General features: G+C 65.2%; 21 protein-coding genes. 11 read left to right on the forward strand and 10 right to left on the reverse strand.

The window, feature by feature from the left end:
* The first annotated feature begins 69 nt into the window (after positions 1 to 69).
* The 7 genes from ACYQ2U_RS05595 to ACYQ2U_RS05625 all read left to right on the forward strand — a co-directional run bounded on the left by ACYQ2U_RS05595 (position 70) and on the right by ACYQ2U_RS05625 (position 5,434).
* Positions 70 to 417: a GFA family protein gene (locus ACYQ2U_RS05595; RefSeq protein ID WP_459949367.1), complete on the forward strand. Its 348-nt coding sequence runs from the start codon at positions 70 to 72 to the stop codon at positions 415 to 417.
* 179 nt (positions 418 to 596) lie between these two features.
* Positions 597 to 1,385, forward strand: a complete 789-nt coding sequence (gene blaOXA, locus ACYQ2U_RS05600) for a class D beta-lactamase (RefSeq protein ID WP_459949929.1) — start codon at positions 597 to 599, stop codon at positions 1,383 to 1,385.
* Between the two features lie 107 nt (positions 1,386 to 1,492).
* Positions 1,493 to 1,984 (forward strand): DUF4405 domain-containing protein, encoded by a 492-nt coding sequence (locus tag ACYQ2U_RS05605; RefSeq protein ID WP_459949368.1) that lies wholly within the window; start codon positions 1,493 to 1,495, stop codon positions 1,982 to 1,984.
* Between the two features lie 101 nt (positions 1,985 to 2,085).
* Positions 2,086 to 2,724, forward strand: a complete 639-nt coding sequence (locus ACYQ2U_RS05610) for a glycoside hydrolase family 19 protein (RefSeq protein WP_459949369.1) — start codon at positions 2,086 to 2,088, stop codon at positions 2,722 to 2,724.
* 55 nt (positions 2,725 to 2,779) lie between these two features.
* A complete protein-coding gene (locus tag ACYQ2U_RS05615; RefSeq protein WP_459949370.1) occupies positions 2,780 to 3,121 on the forward strand; it encodes a hypothetical protein in 342 nt (113 codons plus the stop codon).
* Positions 3,122 to 3,130: 9 nt separating this feature from the next.
* Positions 3,131 to 4,675 (forward strand): peptidoglycan-binding domain-containing protein, encoded by a 1,545-nt coding sequence (locus ACYQ2U_RS05620; RefSeq protein ID WP_459949371.1) that lies wholly within the window; start codon positions 3,131 to 3,133, stop codon positions 4,673 to 4,675.
* Positions 4,676 to 4,792: 117 nt separating this feature from the next.
* On the forward strand, positions 4,793 to 5,434 hold the full coding sequence (locus ACYQ2U_RS05625; RefSeq protein WP_459949372.1) for a hypothetical protein: 642 nt from the start codon (positions 4,793 to 4,795) through the stop codon (positions 5,432 to 5,434).
* 250 nt (positions 5,435 to 5,684) lie between these two features.
* Here the strand turns inward: ACYQ2U_RS05625 and ACYQ2U_RS05630 are convergent, their stop codons facing one another.
* The 10 genes from ACYQ2U_RS05630 to ACYQ2U_RS05675 form a co-directional block, all read right to left on the reverse strand.
* The gene (locus ACYQ2U_RS05630; RefSeq protein ID WP_459949373.1) at positions 5,685 to 6,656 is read right to left on the reverse strand and encodes a septal ring lytic transglycosylase RlpA family protein; all 972 of its coding nucleotides are present in this window, start codon (positions 6,654 to 6,656) and stop codon (positions 5,685 to 5,687) included.
* 154 nt (positions 6,657 to 6,810) lie between these two features.
* A complete protein-coding gene (locus ACYQ2U_RS05635; RefSeq protein WP_459949374.1) occupies positions 6,811 to 7,614 on the reverse strand; it encodes a 4-hydroxy-tetrahydrodipicolinate reductase in 804 nt (267 codons plus the stop codon).
* Positions 7,615 to 7,682: 68 nt separating this feature from the next.
* Positions 7,683 to 9,029: a chloride channel protein gene (locus ACYQ2U_RS05640; protein WP_459949375.1), complete on the reverse strand. Its 1,347-nt coding sequence runs from the start codon at positions 9,027 to 9,029 to the stop codon at positions 7,683 to 7,685.
* Positions 9,026 to 9,586, reverse strand: coding sequence for an OmpA family protein (locus ACYQ2U_RS05645; protein ID WP_459949376.1), 561 nt, complete (start codon positions 9,584 to 9,586; stop codon positions 9,026 to 9,028). The genes ACYQ2U_RS05640 and ACYQ2U_RS05645 overlap by 4 nt, the downstream gene beginning before the upstream one ends.
* Positions 9,587 to 10,066: a MarR family winged helix-turn-helix transcriptional regulator gene (locus tag ACYQ2U_RS05650; protein ID WP_459949377.1), complete on the reverse strand. Its 480-nt coding sequence runs from the start codon at positions 10,064 to 10,066 to the stop codon at positions 9,587 to 9,589. It lies immediately after the preceding gene.
* 164 nt (positions 10,067 to 10,230) lie between these two features.
* Positions 10,231 to 11,316 carry a rod shape-determining protein RodA gene (gene rodA, locus ACYQ2U_RS05655; protein WP_459949378.1) on the reverse strand — a complete coding sequence of 362 codons (1,086 nt, stop codon included), beginning with the start codon at positions 11,314 to 11,316 and terminating at the stop codon, positions 10,231 to 10,233.
* A complete protein-coding gene (gene mrdA, locus ACYQ2U_RS05660) occupies positions 11,316 to 13,202 on the reverse strand; it encodes a penicillin-binding protein 2 (protein ID WP_459949379.1) in 1,887 nt (628 codons plus the stop codon). The genes rodA and mrdA overlap by 1 nt, the downstream gene beginning before the upstream one ends.
* Before the next feature lie 178 nt (positions 13,203 to 13,380).
* Positions 13,381 to 13,908, reverse strand: coding sequence for a rod shape-determining protein MreD (mreD, locus tag ACYQ2U_RS05665; RefSeq protein WP_459949380.1), 528 nt, complete (start codon positions 13,906 to 13,908; stop codon positions 13,381 to 13,383).
* Complete coding sequence (mreC, locus tag ACYQ2U_RS05670; protein ID WP_459949381.1) at positions 13,905 to 14,825, reverse strand: rod shape-determining protein MreC; 921 nt, start codon at positions 14,823 to 14,825, stop codon at positions 13,905 to 13,907. The genes mreD and mreC overlap by 4 nt, the downstream gene beginning before the upstream one ends.
* 79 nt (positions 14,826 to 14,904) lie before the next feature.
* Positions 14,905 to 15,948, reverse strand: a complete 1,044-nt coding sequence (locus tag ACYQ2U_RS05675; RefSeq protein WP_459949382.1) for a rod shape-determining protein — start codon at positions 15,946 to 15,948, stop codon at positions 14,905 to 14,907.
* A 118-nt stretch (positions 15,949 to 16,066) separates the two neighbouring features.
* Here ACYQ2U_RS05675 and gatC point away from each other — a divergent pair, with 118 nt between their 5' ends.
* The 4 genes from gatC to gatB all read left to right on the forward strand — a co-directional run bounded on the left by gatC (position 16,067) and on the right by gatB (position 19,899).
* Positions 16,067 to 16,354 (forward strand): Asp-tRNA(Asn)/Glu-tRNA(Gln) amidotransferase subunit GatC, encoded by a 288-nt coding sequence (gene gatC, locus ACYQ2U_RS05680; RefSeq protein ID WP_459949383.1) that lies wholly within the window; start codon positions 16,067 to 16,069, stop codon positions 16,352 to 16,354.
* A gap of 101 nt (positions 16,355 to 16,455) precedes the next feature.
* Positions 16,456 to 17,916 carry an Asp-tRNA(Asn)/Glu-tRNA(Gln) amidotransferase subunit GatA gene (gene gatA, locus ACYQ2U_RS05685; protein ID WP_459949384.1) on the forward strand — a complete coding sequence of 487 codons (1,461 nt, stop codon included), beginning with the start codon at positions 16,456 to 16,458 and terminating at the stop codon, positions 17,914 to 17,916.
* Positions 17,913 to 18,443, forward strand: a complete 531-nt coding sequence (locus tag ACYQ2U_RS05690) for a hypothetical protein (protein WP_459949385.1) — start codon at positions 17,913 to 17,915, stop codon at positions 18,441 to 18,443. The genes gatA and ACYQ2U_RS05690 overlap by 4 nt, the downstream gene beginning before the upstream one ends.
* 10 nt (positions 18,444 to 18,453) lie before the next feature.
* Positions 18,454 to 19,899, forward strand: a complete 1,446-nt coding sequence (gatB, locus tag ACYQ2U_RS05695; protein ID WP_459949386.1) for an Asp-tRNA(Asn)/Glu-tRNA(Gln) amidotransferase subunit GatB — start codon at positions 18,454 to 18,456, stop codon at positions 19,897 to 19,899.
* The last annotated feature ends 32 nt before the right edge of the window (positions 19,900 to 19,931 follow it).

Genomic DNA, 19,931 nt, shown 5'->3' on the forward strand with positions numbered 1-19,931 from the left:
GTTGGCGGGTTGGACGACCCGAGCGTCATCGTTTACGCTTCACCATCGCTGCCGATAAAAGGAACCTCCATGATCTACAAAGGTAGTTGTCACTGCGGGAACATTGCGTTCGAGGTGGACGGGGAGCTGACCCAGGTCGCGGATTGCAACTGTTCCATTTGCTCGCGGATGGGATCGCTGCATTGGTTTGTCCCCCGGGAAGCGCTGCGGCTGCTCACTCCCGAGGGCAACCTGGCCACCTATACCTTCGGCAAACATGCCATTCAGCACCATTTCTGTCCGACCTGCGGCATTCATCCTTTTGGCGAAGCGACCGACCCCGCGGGCCAGCGCAAGGCGGCGATCAATGCCCGTTGCCTTGAGGGCGTCGATCTTTCGGCCTTGTCGGTCATGCATCTTGATGGCCGTTCCCGCTAGCAGCGCTGCCGTCCCCCGGCGCCGACCGTCTTGCACCGCCCTTCAACCCGTTTTCCCTTGCGCATGCTGATGGCCGCCCCATGAAGATCAGTTTCCCCATCAACGTCGTCCAGGCGTTCCGTTGCGGCATGACGGGCATGCGCGCTTTGCGCGTGTCCGATCGCCCCTGGCAGCGCAGGATGCCATTCCGCGCCGTTCTGTTCCTGGCCGCTGCGCTGTTGCCCGTCCTGGCCCAGGCTGCGGGCTGGCAGGAACGCCCCGACTGGCAGGCCATCTTCGCCACCCAGGGCGCCAACGGCACCATCGCGGTGGCGGATGAGCGCAAGGGCGGCAGCCAGTGGTGGGTGGTGGACGCCGAGCGCGCCCAGCAGCGTTTTATTCCCGCCTCCACCTTCAAGATTGCCCACGCCCTGTTCGCCCTGGAAGCAGGCGTGGTGCGGGACGAGTTTCAGGTGTTCCCCTGGGACGGTCAGGTGCGTGACTACCCAGCCTGGAACCGGGACCAGGACCTGCGTTCGTCCATGCGCAATTCCACCGTGTGGGTCTACCAGTGGATCGCCGGCCAACTAGGCGAGGACCAGGCCCGCCGTTATCTGCTTGCCAGCAACTACGGCAACGCCGACCCGTCCGGCGGCAAATATGGCTACTGGTTGGACGGTCGCCTGGCGATTTCGGCCCAGGAACAGATCGCCTTTTTGCGCCGCCTGTATCGGAACGAACTGCCCTTCAAGCTGGCCCACCAGCGCCTGGTGAAGGACGTGATGATCGTGGAGGCGGGCCGCGACTGGATACTGCGCGCCAAGACCGGCTGGAGCGGCAGCCTCGGCTGGTGGGTGGGCTGTGTGGAAAAACCCGACGGGCCGGTGTTCTTCGCCCTCAACATCGACACGCCGCAGCGGGCCGACGATCTGCCCAAGCGCGAGGCCGTCGGCCGCGCCGTGCTGCGTTCGCTGGAGGCCCTGCCGTGACGCCGCAGCAGATCGCCGCTTACCTGCGGTAACAGGCCGTCCCCCGGTGGACACACCCCATTCATACCTCGGCGCTAACATGGCCTTTTTGTTTCAGGGAGACAATCATGACCCTCAGAGAATGGGCCACCCCCCTCACCATGGGCAGCTTCGCCTTGATGGCCGTCACCGGCGTGCTGATGTTTTTCCACCTCGACAGCGGCCTCAACAAGCCCGCCCACGAGTGGCTGGGCTGGGCCATGGTGGCCGGCGTGGTCTTGCATAGCGCCGCCAACTTCGGTTCCTTCAAACGCTACTTCAGCCAACGCGCGGCCCTCGCCGTGATCGGTGCCTTCCTGCTGGTGCTGGTGCTTTCCTTCCTGCCCCTGGGCGACAAGGGCGGTGGCGGCAAGCCGGCGCCGGTGAAGGCCGCCGAGGCCCTGATCGACGCCCCCATCCCGGTGCTGGCCCAGCTCACGGGCAAGGATGCCCAGACCCTGGTGGCGCAACTGAACCAAGCCGGCATCCCGGTCGCCGCCGACGGCAACCTGCGCCAGGCCGTGTCCGGCCGCAAGCAGCAGATGCAGGCCCTGGGCCTGGTCCTGGACAAGGACAAGTAAGCCGCCCGCTCAAGCCCCCTCCCGGGCCGCCGATTCCGGGTGCTAGGCGCGCCCGGCGTTGTGTGTTGAAATGGCATCGGTATATGCCGATGAGGTGAGCCATGGCAACCGTCAGCCCCGAGCAACTCCAGCAACTGGCCCCCAGCGCCCGCTCCAGCTACCGGGAGGCTTTGCTTTCCGGCGCGCCGGTGCTGGAACAATTCGACATCGCCGCCAACAACCTGCGCCTGGCCCATTTCCTGGCCCAGGTGCTGCACGAGTCGGGCGGCCTCACCATCCAGTTCGAGAACCTCAACTACAGCCCCGAGCGGCTGGTGAAGGTGTGGCCTTCCCGCTTCCTGCCCAAGGGTCCCCTCGATCCCCAGGCCTACGGCCACAATCCCGAAAAGCTCGCCAACGCGGTGTACGGCGGTCGCATGGGCAACGTCGCCCCCGGCGATGGCTACGCCTATCGTGGTCGCGGCCTGCTGCAACTCACCGGCAAGGATAGCTACCGGGAGGCTACCGACATCCTGCGCCAGGCCACCCCGACCGCCCCCGACTTCGTCGTCGAACCCGACCAGGTGGTGGCGGCCCCCTGGTGCCTAGCGGTGGCCGCCGCCGAATGGCGCAGCAAGGGCTGCAACACCCTGGCCGACCAAGACGACCTGCGCCGCATCACCCGCGCCATCAACGGCGGCTACATCGGCCTCGCCGAGCGGGGCGAATGGCTCAAGCGCACCAAGGCCCTATGGCCCTGAGTAGCCCTGATCGGCCCTGATTTCCTTTTCATCCACCCACGCAACGGAGGCAAGCATGGCATCGTTCAAGGAAGCATTCGACAAAATCGCCGAGGGCATCAGCGACCTCACGTCTCTCGAAGTCACCACCTACAAGGGCACGGTGAAGCTCGCCGCCGCCGACGTGAAGGCGGCCAGCTTCGACAAGATCCTCGACAGCGCCATCAGCCAGGGCAACCTGACCCTGGTCGCCAGCACCCGCGCCAAGCTGGACGGCGACACCACGGTGTTCTACGACAAGGACGCCAGCCCGGCGGAGATCAGCGCCCATAACCAATTGGTGGATAGCGCCGCCGCCAAGCGGACCGCCTTGGTGCAACTGTTCCAGGCGGCCATCGTCAAGATGGTGGACAACTAGTCCGCCGCCATGGACGGCGATCTCGCCGAGCTGGGGGACGGCCTCGACCAGGCCAGCCAGGCGCGGCAACTGCCCGACCCCTGGCTGGCCGTGGCCGGCGACGAGGGCAACAACCAGGCCAACAGCGCCCTCTACCTGCGGGCCCTGGGCGCCCGTCTGGCCAGCCTCGGCTACCTGACGGCAGAGGCGGCCAAGCGCGAGCAACTGACCCCGGAACTGAGCGCGGCGATCCGCGCCTTTCAACAGGACGCCGGCTTCAGCGGCGCCGATGTGGACGGCTGGGCCGGCCCCCAGACCAAGCGTCGTCTGCAACAACTGGTGAGCTTCGAGGAGGAGCAATCGCCCGCGCAATGGGGCGAACTGGGCCGCGATCCCACCGCCTATCCCGCCGTGGGCCGTGCCGTATACCTGCGGCTTTACTGCCTGGGCTTTCTGCCCGATGCGCCGGCCTTGTCCGCCACCAGTGAATGCCAGTTGGCACACAACCCGGCCCTGCGCGACGGCCTGGGCCGTTTTCTCGCCAGCGCCCAAGCCCTCGGCCTGGCGGTGGCGGACACCACACCCCGCCTCGACACGACGGTGCTGGAACTGCTCTACGGTCACGACGCCCTGATCGCCGCCCTGGCCGACCACCCCGGCTTCATCGACGACCCGGCCAATGACGGTTTCGTGAATGCCATCGCCCGGGTCGAGCTTTGGCTGCTGGGCTACGACGTCGCCCTGGGTCCGAGCCAACCCCTGGTGCGGCGCCCGCAGGGCAGCCACGGTCCCCACAACGTCCCCGACTACGTCTGGATGGACCCGGTGGCCGAGGCCCTGGCGGACTTCACCGAAAAATTCCCCGAGGCCCGCAGCGCGTTGCCGAATCGACGCTTTTCCACGGCCTTCTTCGCCCAGTTGGCCGCCCTGGATGCGGCCGACGACGAGGACCACGATCCGGCCCTGGTGGACGCCCTGCTGGCCCGGGCCGCCAAGCACAGCAACGACCTGATGGATAAGCTGGGGCAACTGGCCAGCCGCCTTTGGGATGGCGCCAAGCGGCTCTGGGCCTGGCTCAAGCGCGCGGTGCGCGGCGTCTGGCAGCGGCTGGAGGACGAGTTGTGGAACCTGGCCCGCTTCATCGCCAAGGGCGCGCGGGAATCCTTCGTCCTGGTGACCCAGGCCATCGACATCGTGCACCGGGGCGCGGTCTATCTGCGCGGTACCTGCTTCCCCGGCAGCGATCCGACCCGGGCCGTACTCGGCTACGACCACGACTTCGACGCCCGCCTGCTGCTGGCGACCGGCGCCGGAACCGCGGCCGCCCTCAACCTGGTGCAGCAGGACGCCGCCGAGACGCCCTATTTCACCGCCGCCTGCCGCATCGTCGGCCTGACCCTGGCGGCCCTGCGCGACACCGCGAGCACCCTGGCCGTGGGCGCCGTCGCCTGGTTCACCGTGTTGCTGGCCCTGACCCGGATCGCCGCCGACCTGCGCGCCATCGGCGCCACGGTGCAGGGCCTGGCGGACTACAACACCGGCGCCGCCACCCTCTACGCCAACCCGGTGCGCTGATCCCGCACCGTCCCGCGAGGCGCCTTCCGCGCCGCGCCGCCGCCCGCGCGGGGCGGCAAGAAACACCGCTGGTCCGCATCCTGCAAATGGATGGGTATTCGAACCCGGAGCCCAACCATGAGCTTGACCGTTGCCGGCTATGCCAATTCTTCCGCCTCCGCCGCCATGGCGGCGCTGCAAAAAACCTACGCCCTCGGCGAAGCCGCTGCCCAAGCGGATTCCCAGGGGGATAGCAGCACCGACGGAACCCGCGTCAGCCTTTCCTTCACCGGCCGCAAACTGGCGAACAGCGTCGAAAACCTGGGTAATGACAACGCCCTGACGACCCCGACCAGCGCCACGGTGCAGGACCTTTCTGCCGCCCTCGCCGACAAAATCGGCAATCTTTTCCGCGACGCGGGCATCAACAACGATCAGCCCGTGCAGTTCAGCGTGGACGGCCAGGGGCAGGTGCAAGTGAGCGGCGTCGATACCGCCACCCAGCGTCGCGTTCAGAATCTGTTGAGCCAACAGCCGACCCTGGCCAACGACATCCGCACCCTCAGCGCCGTGGGCGCCCAGGTCCAGGCCCAGGAAAGCCTGGGCGGCCAAACCCTCGGCACCGCCGCCAGCGGCGACGCTCAACAGGTGGCGGCCCGCTACGCCGCGCTGTTTTCCGGCATGCGCCCCGCCGCCGAGATGACCATCAACTACGGCAGCAACCAGGTGTTGTTGATGGCGGACGGCAAACTCTGGCGCGGCAGCATCCAGGCCGGTTGAGTCGGAACTGCATCAACGGGACTAATTAGCACGGCACCGTCAGCCGGCAACTTGCCGCGCGCTACGGCGCTGTACCCGCATTTGAATATCCGTGCAGGGACGTGGCGCAATGATCGGCACTTCCTCGGCCGGTCAGCCATACCCTTGGAACAATCTGATCAAGTCGCCGCCGTTCGGGCTGAGCCTGTCGAAGCCCAGCGTTCACACACTACGCGGTTCGACAAGCGCAATGGACTTGGTCCAACCTTCCCTAGCGCACGACGATGGTGGGCTTGACCCCGAGGCTGGAGACGATGCGCGCCACGGCAGCCTCGGCCTCGGCCCGGCTGGCGAAGGGACCGATCTGCACCCGGTGCAGGCTGCCGGCCACTTCGGTGCGCAGCTTGTCGGCAAAGGCATCCAGCTCCCGCGCCATGTGAGCGCGGAAGGACTCGGCGTTGTCCGGGTTGCCGAAGGCCCCCAACTGGATGAAGGTGCCCTTGCTCTCGGCCACGGCCACCGGCGCGGGCGTCGGGCGGGGCGCGGCTTCCGACCTGGCCTGCGCAGCCATGGGCTCTTCCCTGGCTGCCGGCTTGGCGGCGTAGGCCGGCAGCTCGTCGCCGGGCAACACGCTTTCGACGATAACGAAGCCAGAGCCGCCACCCACCAGGTCGAGTTTCCAGGCGGCGGTGTAGGACAAGTCCATGATGCGGTCGGCGTGGAATGGGCCCCGGTCGTTCACCCGCACCACCACCGACTTGCCGTTGGCCGGATTGGTCACCCGGGCGTAGGAGGGAATGGGCAGGATGGGATGGGCGGCGGTCATGCCGTACATATCGTAGGGCTCGCCGGAGGAAGTCTTCTGCCCGTGGAACTTGCGCCCATACCAACTGGCGATGCCCTGGGCCTTGTATCCGCCCAGGTTGCGCAGGGGTACGTAATCCTTACCCAGCACCGAGTAGGGATTGTTGGCGAACTTGTGCAGGGGTTCGATGCGCGGCACCGCATCGGGAATGGCGTCCATGTCCTCGGGCGGATTGTCGCCGGGGCCGTCGTCCAGGTAGAAGCCACCACCCTTCTTCAAGGCGTAGTTGGGCTTGGCGGCGGCTTTCTTGGCCACGGGCTTGGCTGCTGCTGGCTCGCTCTCCACCGCAACGGGGCGCAGGGCGGACGTACCGCAGGCGGACAGCAGCAAGAGGGCGACGAGGGCGAGACAGGTGGAGGAAGAAAAGGGAATCCGCATGGCAGGACGGGGTTTGATCGGGATCGGCGGTCGCCCATCTTCCCACAAGCAGGAACCGGACAGGCGCGGAAAAAGCCGAGATGTCCGATCTTCTTTGCTGTTGCCGGTGATCGTCGATGACCCGGCTGGATCACCCGTCATTGACCGTGGACACCTACCAAATCTTCCACCAAGGCCGGCTCGGGTTGAAGGCGGCGTTGTCGCGTTGGCTGCGGTGGAAGTAGGGGTAGAGCAGGTCTTCCATGGTGTAGAGACCCGTGCGGCGGCTGGGGAGATTGTCCAGGGCAAACAGGATGCCGTTGCCGAAGGCCTCGCGGGAGATGGACTCGTGCTTGAGCCGCACGGTCTGGTAGGGGAAGCCGAACAGGATTTCATGGGTGCCGATGATGCCGCCGGCACGCACGGTCTTGATCGCTCCCTGATCCACCCCCAGCTTGTTGGCGATGACCTTGGCCGTGCCCGAGACTTCGGGCTTGGTCTTGAAGTGTTCCTCGATGATTTCCACGTCGGTGTGGGGTGCGATGTTCTTGAGGATCTTGGCGGCGATCAGCAGGAAGTTGATGCCCAGGGTGATGTTGGGGGAATGGATGATCCGGGTTTTTTTCGCCATCTGCTTGAGCCGGGCGATGATGGTCTCGGGGTAGTGAGAGACGGCGGTGACGATGCTGATGCCGCGCTTCACCGCCTCGTCGCCGTAGTAAGCAATGCCTTCCGCCGACGAGAAGTCCACGATCACGTCCACTGGGTGGCGGTCCAGTAGTTCCCCGGCGCTGAACTCCTCCGCTGAAAAGATGATACCGGGCTCGTCCGACTCCACACCAAGGAACTCCGGCACCGAGCGATGCTCCAGGGTATGGGAACGACGGACGACCCAGCGCAGGTTGGTTTGCTTGGATTCCAGCAGGATGGAGGCAACCGCCTTGCCGGTCTTGCCAAAGCCAATGAGCCCGATGTTCATGTCTCTCTCCTTTGTGTGTGCTGCGCTCGCGGAACGACACCATGGCAACCATGGCGGACGGGCGAGCGTCAGTTCTTGGCGGAGGCCGCTGCTGCGGCCTGTTTTGCCCTGTCGCAGAGGGCGTCGATGCTGCGCTCGAAGCTGAAGCCGAGGGCAAGCTGTTGGTAAAGCTCGGGGCCGAGGCGGGCGCTGACGCCCTTGGCGATCAAGGCCACCGCCATCAGGCTGATGACCAGTCCGTGACCGTCCACCATTTCCATGACGATGATGGCGGAGGTGATCGGTGCCTGGGTCACGGCGGCCAGCAGGCCGGCCATGCACAGGGGAATGAGAGGCAGGTTGGGGTCGGCGAAGAGGGGGGCGAGATCGGCCCCCACCGCCGCGCCCACGGCGAGGGACGGCGCGAAGATGCCGCCGGGGATGCCGGAAAAATAGCTGACCAGGGTGGCAAGAAAGCGGCTTATTGGGGCGTACCAGGGCAACACGGTTTCACCGGCGATGGCGCTGGCGGTGATGGCGTAGCCGCTGCCGTAGGAAATGCCGCTGCTGACAAAGCCGATGAGGGCGACGGCAAAGCCGCAGCCGCCGGCGAACCACACCGGATGCTGACGCCGCCAACGCCAGATGGAAAGATGGGCGTGCTGCTGCGGCCACAGCATCATGCGGCTGAACTGGCCGCCGATCAGGCCGCAGGCCACGCCGGACAGCACCACAGGCAGCAGCACCGCGACGCCCACCTCCGCCGCTTGCAGATGGCCGAAGTAGCTGTAGTTGCCGACCAGGGCGATGGAGACCAGGCCGGAAAGAATGATGGTGCTGACGAGCACGCCGCTGGTGCGGGTTTCCAGTCGCTTGCCGAGTTCCTCCACGGCGAAGACGATGCCGGCCAGGGGCGTATTGAAGGCGGCGGCCACTCCCGCCGCGCCGCCGGCGAGGATGAGGTCCTGCCGGCGCAGGGCGCGGGAGTAGGGCAGGAAGCGATGGGCAAAGTGCATGATGGACGCCGCCACCTGGACCGAGGGACCTTCCCGACCCGCCGAAAAACCGCCCACCAATGCCAGGCAGCCGAACAGGATTTTCCCCAGGGCGATGCGTAGGGAGACCAGGGTGTCCACCGGTTGGCCCTTGGCGGCACGGCGGGTGGCGGCGATCACCTGGGGAATGCCGCTGCCCTGGGCACCTGGTGCGTAGCGCGTGGTCAGCCACACCGTGGCCATACCCACGGTCGGTGCCAGAATAAAGGGCACCCAGGGCCTTTCCCGGGACAGCCAGAAGAACAGGGCCAGGGCGCCGTCGGCCAGCTTGGCGAAGGCCACCACCAGCAAACCGGCGCAGGCCGCCGCGCCCCAGAGGGCGATGCGGGTTTGCCAGCGCGCGCTGCTGACGGTGCGGCGCATGACGGCCAGCTTGATCATCGCAGCAGCCGAACCTCGACCCGCTCTTCCGGGTCATTGCAGGTGCGGGACGGGCAGGCCACCTGGGCAACCTTGGGGTTGTCGCAGCTCATGTTCTGCTGCCGCAGCTGATCGCCGCGCGCGCCGAGCTGCACCAGCTTTTCCGCCACCGCGTTGAGGCGCTGGGTGGCCAGGGCGAGACACAGCGAACGGCTGCCGACAAAGCGTGCCCGCGCCGTGAGTTGGGCATCCTGCTGCCGGTCCGCCCGCAGTTGATCGGCAATGCCGCGCAGGCCATCGAGGGCTTCGGGCGAAAGCTGAACGACGCCGGTGGGGAAGTACACCGTCAGGTCCGCCGCCACCTGGTTTTGCACCGACGGTTCTTCGCTCAGGGGCTTGCGGGCACTGCCCGGACGACGGGAAGTGGGGCTGCTTGTCGTGGTGGCATTGACGGTCGACGTCGACGCGGTGGTCGCGGCGCGGTCGTCGGCGGGTTTGCTGCCCGTGGTGCCGCAACCCGCCAGCGCGAGCACGACAAGCCATGGCAGGGTTTGGCGAGAAAAAGTGAATCGGCGCATTCAGAGGTCCGCCAATGGTTGGTCGGCGAATGCGTCGTCACCGATGTGCAATTGCTCGATCAAGGCCTCCAGGGAGGCGTCGAGGTTCAACAGGGTTTTGGCGGGCAGGGCGGCCAATGCTTCCGGCAACAGCCCCGCCGCCGGCCCCGGCGCATTGGCGAGTACCGTGCGCGCCGCGCCGGTCAAGGTCAGGCCCACCCGGCGCTGGTCTTCCTGGCTGCGCTGTTTGGCCAGATAACCTCGGGTCACCAGCTTTTCCACCAATTGGCTGCACGTGGACTGGTGGATGGACAGTCTTTGGGCCAGCTCCGACACACCCACCTCCGGCGTGTTGGCAACCTCCTGCAATATCCACAACTGGGAACCCGACAAGCCGCAGGTTTCCTCCACCACGCGGAAGTGCTGACGCACCGCGCCGAAAATGAGGCGGAATTTCTTCAATACCTGGATGGGCAATTTCTTGCCAGCCGCTTTTGCCATTTGCTTTGCATTCCCTCATCGAGGCCGTCCGATGACGGCAGATGGTGAAATGGTACCAAATATATTTATATCAATGTAAGTTGGCGTGACGCCCAAAAGAAAACGCCACACCGTTTTCGGTATGGCGTTTCGTGTGGCTGATGCGAGAAATGCGGCTCGGTAGGCTACTTCTGCACGAGCATGCGATTTTTGTGCACGCTCATCAGGATGCCGATGCCGAAGAACAGGGTCACCAGGGCGGTGCCGCCGTAGCTGATGAGGGGCAGGGGCACGCCCACCACGGGCAGGATGCCGCTCACCATGCCCATGTTGACGAAGGCGTAGGTGAAGAAGATGAGGGTGATGGAACCGGCCAGCAGACGGGTGAATAGGGTGGGTGCGTTGCCGGCGATCATCAGGCCGCGGGCGATGAGCATGGCGTAGACCACCAGCAGCGCCAGGTTGCCGAGCAGGCCGAACTCCTCGGACATGACGGCGAAGATGAAGTCGGTGTGGCGTTCGGGAATGAATTCGAGCTGGGCCTGTGTACCCTGGCCCCAGCCCTTGCCGAGGATGCCGCCGGAACCGATGGCGATGGTGGACTGGATGATATGGAAGCCCTTGCCGAGGGGATCGGACTCGGGATCGAACAGGGTCATGATGCGTGCCCGCTGGTAGTCGTGCAGCTTGGCCCAGGCCAGGGGCGCGGCGGCACCGGCGGCGGCGGCGAGGCCGATCATCACCTTCCAGGGCAGGCCAGCGAAGAAGATGACGTAGAAGCCCGCCGCCAACACCAGGATGGCGGTGCCCAGGTCGGGCTGCTTGGCGATCAGGGCCACCGGCGCCAGCAGCAGTAGGGCGGCGATGCCGTAGTCGCGGAAGCGGATCATGGATTCGCGCTTCTGGAAGTACCAGGCCAGCATGAGGGGCATGGCGATCTTCATCAGCTCGGAGGGCTGGATGCGCATGAAGCCGAGGTTGAGCCAACGCCGCGCACCCTTGGAGATGTCGCCGAACAGGGCCACCGCCACCAGCAGCAGCACGCCGAATAGGTAGAGGGGCAGGGCGATGTGCATCAGCCGCTGGGGTGGGAACTGGGCGGCCATGCGCATGACGGCCAGGGCGGCAATGATGTTGATGAACTGGGCCGGCAAGCGGTCGGGCGAGGCGCTGGCCAGCACCACCAGGGCGATGCCGATGAGTATGCCGGCCAGGGTCATCAGTGGCGGATCGATGGGGGCGATGAGCTTGTACCAGAGTTGTCGCAGCATCAGTCGCCGTCCCCCGCTTCCTGTTCCCCGGCGGGACCCTTGGGCATCTTACCGAGGAGGTAATAGTCGAATACCTGGCGCGCGATCGGCGCCGCCGCCGCCGCGCCGAAACCGCCGTTTTCCACCAGTACCGCCAAGGCGATGCGCGGCGCATCGGCGGGGGCGAAGGCGATGAACAGGGCGTGGTCGCGCAGTTCCTTCTTGGTGCCGCCTTCCTTGTACTGGCTGCCCTTGAGGGAGAACACCTGGGCGGTACCGGTCTTGCCCGCCGCCACATACTCGGCACCGGCAAAGGCACGGGCGCCGGTACCTTCCTTGTTCACGCCGATCATGGCCTTCTTGATGGTTTCGATGTTCTCGGGCTTGAGGGGAATGGTCTTCACCGGCTGGGGTTCCACCATGGTCTGCTTGCCGGTCTTGGTGTCGGTGATGTACTTGACCAGGTGGGGACGGTACATGACGCCATTGTTGGCCAGGGTGGCCATGGCCTGGGCCAACTGGATCGGGGTGTAGGAGTTGTAGCCCTGGCCGATGCCGATGGAGATGGTTTCCCCGGCGTACCACTTCTGCTGCTCGGGACGCTTGAAGCGACGCTGCTTCCATTCTGGGGAGGGCAGCACGCCCTCGGCTTCGCCGGGAATGTCCACCCCGGTGCGTTGACCGAAACCGAACTTGCCCATGAAGCTGGCGATGCCGTCGATGCCCATGTCGTTGGCCAGCATGTAGTAGTAGGTGTCGCAGGACTGGACGATGGAGGCGTACATGTCCACCGTGCCGTGGCCGCCCTTCTTGTCGTCGCGGAATTGGTGGCCGCCGAAATTGAAGAAGCCCGGATCGAAGATGGTTTGCTCCGGCCGCCGCTTGCCCGCCTCCAGCGCCGCCAAGGCCATGTAGGGCTTGAAGGTGGAGCCGGGGGGATAGGTGCCGTACACCGCCCGGTTGATCATGGGCTTGTCGGGGGAGTCGTTGAGATCCTGCCAGCTTTGGGAATCGATGCCGTCCACGAACAGGTTGGGATCGAAGTTGGGCATGGAGACCAGGGCCAGGATGCCGCCGGTGGCGGGCTCGATGGCCACCAGGGCGCCCTTGCGGTCGCCGAAGGCCTTTTCCACCACTTCCTGCAACTTGGCGTCCACCGTCAGGGTCAGGTTGTTGCCCGCCACCGGCGCGGTGCGGGCCAGGGTGCGCACGGCGCGGCCGCCGGCGTCCACTTCCACCTGCTCGAAACCGGTGACGCCGTGCAGTTGGAATTCGTAGTGCTGCTCGATGCCGCGCTTGCCGAAATGCTCGGTGCCCCGGTAGTTGTCGTCCTGTTCCTGGTCGGCGATTTTTTCCACGTCCTTGGCATCGATGCGACCGATGTAGCCTAGCAGGTGGGAAGCCAGATCGCCGAAGGGGTACTGGCGGAACAGGCGGGCCTTGATCTCGACGCCGGGGAAACGGTAGCGGTGGGCGATGAAGCGGGCCACCTCCTCGTCGGTGAGACGGTTGCGGATGGGCAGGGATTCAAAGTTCTTCGACTCTTCCAGCAGGCGCTTGAAACGCTTGCGATCCTTGGGTTGGATATCGATGATCTTGGACAGGCCGTCGATGGTGGCTTCCAGGTTAAGGGACTTGGAAGGGGTGATTTCCAGGGTGTAGGCGGAGTAGTTGCGGGCCAGCACCACGCCGTTGCGATCCACGATCAATCCCCGGTTAGGAACGATGGGCACCAGGGAAATGCGGTTTTCCTCGGCCCGGGTCTTGTAGTAGCTGTACTGAAAGATCTGCAACCAGACGAAACGGGCGAACAGCAGGAAGAAGCAGAGCAACACGAACCCCGCCGCCACTCCAAGCCGGGCGCGGAATTTTTCGAGACCTTCCTGAGGGTTGGTGAATTCCATCATTCGCCTCCGCAGGGGGCGAATGATGTGAACACACGTGCTTCCCCTCCCGACCACCCCTTCCGAGAAGGGGTGGTGACCAGGTCAGGCGCCGCAGGCGCCCAAACCAGTCGCCCCCTCCCATGGGGAGGGGGTGGGGGGAGGGCTGTCGACTTCGGGAACAGGCCCATATGAGCTGCGCTCATATGGGCCTGTTCTCGTCCCGCTCCACCGGCCGGTACTGGGGCAGCAGCAGCAGGAAGGTGATGGGGTACCAAAGCAGGCCGCCACTGATGCTGGAGACGAACCAGAGCACACCGGGAAAGGCGCCCCCAGCCATCAGGCGCACCACCAGCATGACCACCTGGGTCAGCAGCAGCAGGGGCAACACATGGATCGCCTGGTAGCTCAAGGGGAACCAAAGGATGCGCCGCGACAGGCCGGCGGCAGCGAAGGCCAGCAACACATAGGCGAAGGCGTGCTGGCCCATGACGCTGCCGTCGGCCACGTCCATCAGGATGCCGAGGATGAAGCCGGTTCCCATGCCCACCTTGAGCGGGTGATGGATGCACCAGAAGGTCAGCACCAGGGCAACCCAGTCGGGCAGGCCGGGAAAGCCGCCGAGGGGAATCATGTTGAACAGCAGTGCGACGACCAGGGAAAAGAGGATGAACCAGTGACGGACCGGCAGCAGGATGCGGCGGGAGGTGTGGGTGGCTTGCAGGGTCATCGTCCGGCCTTTTTCACCCGGCGGCCCTTGCCCGGTTTTTCGTTGGGTTGCTCGGGGTCGTCGGGCTGGGGCGGCAGTCCGCTACGGGGGGAGAGCACCAGCACCTCGCCGTGTTTTTCGACGCCGGCCAGGGGTTCGCAGATGATGCGGGCGAAGGCGAATTCGTTGTTGCGGTCGATGCGGGCGACCTTGGCCACCGGCAGGCCCGGCAGGTAAACGCCGTCAAGGCCCGAGGTCACCAGCACGTCCCCCGGCTGCACTTCGGCGTTGGAGGCGAGGAAGCGCAGTTCCAACATGCCGGCGCCGGCGCCGGCCAGCACGGCGCGCAGGCCGTTGCGCTGGACCTGGATCGGGATCGCCTGGTTCTTGTCGGTGAGCAGGGTGACTTCGGCGGTCAGGGGAAAGGAGCGGGTGACCTGGCCGATCACGCCCAGGTCGTCGATCACCACCTGGCCCGGCTCGATCTGGCTTTGCAGGCCCTTGTTGATGATGACGCGGCGGGCGAAGGGATCGCGGGCGGCGTAGAGGATTTCCGCCACCTGGCCGGACACGGGCTGGCGCTCTTCCATGTCGAGCAGGGCGCGCAGGCGCTTGTTCTCGTCCTCCAGGTGCTGTTGCCGCAGCATCTGGGCGGCGGTAGACAATTGGCGGCGGTGCAGGACGTCGTTTTCCTCCTGCAACACCGACATCCGGGTCAGATACTTACTCATGTCCTCACCCGCCTCGACGGGCAGGTAGGCGAGTTTTTGCAAGGGCAGGGAGACGGTGGCGACCCCGAGGCGCAGCCATTCCAGGGTGTGGAAGCGCAGGTCGGCGATCAGGCAGAGGATGGACAGCGTGGTGAAAAAGGCGAGCTGGGCCAGGGGCGCGGGGCCCCGCTTGAAAAACGGTGGTGGCGAGTGGCCGACGACGTTCATTGCTGCCTTGCGTTTTCGCCCCGGAAATGAAAAAGCGGCGCAGGGTCTGCGCCGCCGTGCAGGCTAAGGGGCGAGGGGATTATTCGTTCGCGAAAATACTGCCCAGTTTGTCCATCTTCTCCAGCGCCAAGCCGGAACCGCGCACCACGCAAGTCAGCGGATCGTCGGCCACCAGCACGGGCAGGCCGGTTTCTTCCATCAGCAGGCGGTCCAGATCGCGCAGCAGGGCGCCACCGCCGGTAAGGACCATGCCCTTCTCGGCGATGTCGGCGCCCAGCTCGGGAGGGGTCTGTTCCAGGGCGATCTTCACGGCGCCGACGATCTGGTTGAGGGGATCGGTCAGGGCCTCGAGGATTTCGTTGGAGGAAATGGTGAAGGAACGGGGAATGCCCTCGGCCAGGTTGCGGCCCTTCACTTCCAGCTCGCGCACTTCGGAGCCGGGGAAGGCGGAACCGATTTCCTTCTTGATCTGCTCGGCGGTGGTTTCGCCGATCAGCATGCCGTAGTTGCGGCGGATGTAATTGATGATGGCTTCGTCGAACTTGTCGCCACCGACCCGCACGGAACCGGCATAGACCATGCCGCCCAGGGAGATAACGCCCACTTCGGTGGTGCCGCCGCCGATGTCCACCACCATGGAACCGCAGGCATCGGACACGGGCAGGCCGGCGCCGATGGCGGCGGCCATGGGTTCCTCGATCAGGTACACCTGGCTAGCGCCGGCGCCCAGGGCGGATTCGCGGATGGCGCGACGTTCCACCTGGGTGGAGCCGCAGGGCACACAGATGATGATGCGGGGGCTGGGGGAGAACAGGCGGGAATCGTGGACCTTCTTGATGAACTGCTTGAGCATCTGCTCGGTGACGGTGAAGTCGGCGATCACGCCATCCTTCATGGGGCGGATGGCGATGATGTTGCCCGGCGTCTTGCCCAGCATCTGCTTGGCCGACGCGCCCACGGCCTGGATCGTCTTCTTGGCGTTGGGACCGCCTTCGGTGCGGATGGCCACCACGGAAGGTTCATCCAGCACGATGCCGCGGCCGCGCACGTAGATGAGGGTGTTGGCAGTCCCCAGGTCAATCGCCAGATCGTTGGAGAAATAAGAGCGCAGAAGGCCGAACATGTATTTCCAATCAGTGAGTTAGCGCGGAAAGAAGAGCTTTTCGAGAAAGCGCAAAACGGTGCTTATGATACCCTAACGCGCTTGACCTTATAACCCGCACAAACAGGGATTTTTCCCCATGTCACTGAATCTTGAGGAAATTGGCCGCATCGCCAAACTGGCCCGTCTCGAGTTGTCCGCCGCCGAGGCGGAGACCACCCGCGACCAGCTCAACAACATTTTCGGTTTCATCGAGCAATTGCAGGCAGTGAACACGGACGGCATCGAACCCATGGCCCACGCGGTGGACGTGGTGCAGCGGCTACGGCAAGACCGGGTCAGCGAGGGCGACCACCGCGCCGCCTTCCAGGCCATCGCCCCGGAAGCCGAGGCCGGCCTCTACCTGGTGCCCAAGGTGATCGAATGAATCTCGCGATTCATTCCTTTCACTAGCTCCCTATCCCCTGTCCCCCGCCCTGAGGGTGGGGGTTACTAATCGGCGACTCCGCATGGCGGAGACGAAATGAAATGATCAACGCTTCCCTCAAAGAACTGTCCGCTGCCCTGGCGACGAAACAGGTTTCCGCCGTCGAACTGGCGACCCTGTTCCTCGACCGGATCGAAAAACTCAATCCGACCATCAACGCCTTCGTCACCGTGGACCGGGCCAAGACCCTGGCCCAGGCCGCCGAAGCCGATGCCCGCCGCGCCGGCGGAGAAACCGGCCCCCTGTTGGGCGTGCCCCTGGCTCACAAGGACATCTTCTGTACCGAGGGCTGGCTCACCACCTGTGGCTCCAAGATGCTGCACAACTTCGTCAGCCCCTACGACGCCACCGTGGTGACCAAGCTCAAGCAGGCCGGCATGGTGACCCTGGGCAAGGTGAACATGGACGAGTTCGCCATGGGTTCCTCCAATGAAACCTCCCACTACGGTGCCGTGAAAAACCCCTGGGACCTGAACCGCGTCCCCGGCGGCTCCTCCGGTGGTTCCGCCGCCACCATCGCCGCCCGCCTGGCACCGGCCGTGACCGGCACCGATACCGGCGGCTCGATCCGTCAGCCCGCCAGCCTGTGCGGCCTCACCGGCCTCAAGCCCACCTACGGCGTGGTCAGCCGCTACGGCATGATCGCCTTCGCCTCGTCTTTGGACCAGGCCGGCCCCATGGCCAAGAGCGCCGAGGACTGCGCCCTGTTGCTCAATGCCATGGCCGGTTTCGACGAGCGCGATTCCACCAGCCTGCAACGGGATGCCGAGGACTACCGCCGCGACCTGGACAAGCCCCTGACCGGTCTGCGCATCGGCCTGCCCACAGAATTCTTCGGCCCCGGCATGGACGACGACGTGCGCGCCGCCGTTGACGCGGCCTTGGATCAGTACCGCCAACTGGGCGCCACCACGGTGGAAGTCAGCCTGCCCAACTCCGGTCTGTCGGTGCCCGCCTATTACGTCATCGCCCCCGCCGAAGCCAGCTCCAACCTGAGCCGTTTCGACGGTGTGCGCTACGGCCATCGCGCCGCCGAGTACCACGACCTCAACGACATGTACGCCAAGAGCCGCGCCCAGGGCTTCGGCGCGGAGGTGAAGCGCCGCATCCTGATCGGCACCTATGTGTTGTCCCACGGCTACTACGATGCCTACTACCTAAAGGCGCAAAAGATCCGCCGCCTGATCGCCAATGACTTCACCGAGGCCTTCAAGGTCTGCGACGTGATCGCCGGCCCCGCCTCGCCTTCCGTCGCCTTCAAGTTCGGCGAGAAGAGCGCCGATCCGGTGCAGATGTATCTGTCCGATATCTACACCATCTCCACCAACCTGGCGGGCTTGCCCGGCATGTCCCACCCCTGCGGTTTTGGCAAGGACAATATGCCTGTGGGCCTGCAACTGATCGGCCCCTGGTTCGGCGAAGCCAAGATGCTGAACGCCGCCCACCAATACCAGCAAGCCACCGACTGGCACCTGCGGCAGCCGCAAGGCCTGGGGGCATGAGCGTGACGATTCCGTCTTGGCGCGGTGCCGCCCCCCTGGCGGCTTTGCTGCTGGGTGCCTGCGCCACGCCAACAGCGCCGCCGCCCGTGGTGGCCGATGCCGCCCCGGTCGAGGCGGAAGAACCCAAGTGGGAATCCCAGCCCCTCAAGCATCTGCTCGGGCGCAATCTGAAACCCATGGCGGAAATGCCCATCAACGCCAAGACCAAGTGCAGCTTCCGCGACCCCACCGGCTATCGCGGTCAACTGGCGCTGAAGGTGAAGAACACCACAGTGGAACAGCTCACCGCTTCCGTCACCATTCCCAAGCGGGGCAGTTGCAGCTTCGACCTGAAGGACTTTCGCCAGACCGCCAGCGGCGCCTCGGCGGTCCTCAGCCACAAGGCGAGCGAGTGCACCCTGCGCCTGTGGACCCAGGGACGGCAGCTCACCGTGGGTTTCAACAACTGTCCCCAGCAATGCAGCGGGGAATCCTTCGATTATTTGTGGCCGATTCTGGTGGACGCCAAATCGGGCCGTTGTTCCTGAAAGACGAGATATGAGCGCTAAGTGGGAAGTCGTGATCGGGCTGGAAACCCATGCCCAGCTGCAAACCCAATCCAAGATTTTTTCCGGCGCGGCCACCGCCTTCGGCGCCGAGCCCAACGCCCAGGCCTGCGCGGTGGACATCGCCCTGCCCGGTGTGCTGCCGGTGCTGAACCGGGAAGCCGTGGTCTGCGCCATCAAGTTCGGTCTGTCCGTGGGCGCGCAGATCGCCCCCCGTTCCATCTTCGCCCGCAAGAACTACTTCTACCCCGACCTGCCCAAGGGCTACCAGATCAGCCAGTTTGAAATCCCCGTGGTGTCCGGCGGCGGCCTGACCATCCAGGTGGAAGGCCAGGAACCCAAGTTCGTCCGCCTGACCCGCGCCCACCTGGAAGAGGATGCGGGCAAGTCCCTGCACGAGGACTTCCACGGCAAGACCGGCATCGACCTCAACCGGGCCGGTACGCCCCTGCTGGAAATCGTCTCCGAGCCGGACATGAGCTCCGCCGCCGAGGCCGTGGCCTACGCCAAGGCCCTGCACAGCCTGGTGACCTGGATTGGTATCTGCGACGGCAACATGCAGGAAGGCAGTTTCCGCTGCGACGCCAACGTTTCCGTGCGCCGCCCCGGCGAGCCCCTGGGCACCCGGCGCGAAATCAAGAACCTCAACTCCTTCCGCTTCCTGGAACAGGCCATCAACTACGAGATCCAGTGGCAGATCAGCGAGATCGAGGACGGCCGCAAGATCCAGCAAGCCACCGTGCTGTTCGACCCGGACACCGGCGAAACCCGCGCCATGCGCAGCAAGGAAGACGCCCAGGACTACCGCTACTTCCCCGACCCCGACCTGCTGCCCCTGGAAATCAAGGCGGACTGGATCGCCGAGGTGAAGGGGGGCCTGCCGGAATTGCCCAGCGCCATGCAGCAGCGTTTCCAGGCCGACTACGGCCTCTCCGCCTACGACGCCATCACCCTCACCGCCAGCCTGGACACGGCCCGCTACTTCGAAACCGTCGTTACCAAGGTTGGCACGGCCGGTGCCAAGATTGCCGCCAACTGGGTCATGGGGGAAGTGGCGGCCCGCCTCAACAAGCAAGGCCTGGACATCGCCGCCGCCCCCGTCAGCGCCGAACAACTGGCCGGCGTGGTGGCCCGCATCCTGGACAACACCATCTCCAACAAGATCGGCCGCGACGTGTTCGATGCCCTGTGGAACGGTGAAGGCAAGGACGCCGACGCCATCATCGAAGCCAAGGGCCTCAAGCAGATCACCGACAGCGGCGCCATCGAGGCCATCATCGACGAAGTGCTGGCCGCCAACCAGAAGTCGGTGGAAGAGTTCCGCGCCGGCAAGGACAAGGCCTTCAACGCCCTCGTCGGCCAGGCCATGAAGGCCACCAAGGGCAAGGCCAATCCGCAGCAGGTGAACGATCTGTTGAAGAAAAAACTGGGGGCCTGATCCGCCTCTCCGGCAAAACAAAAGGCCACCCG

The organism is Denitratisoma sp. agr-D3, from assembly GCF_054658675.1.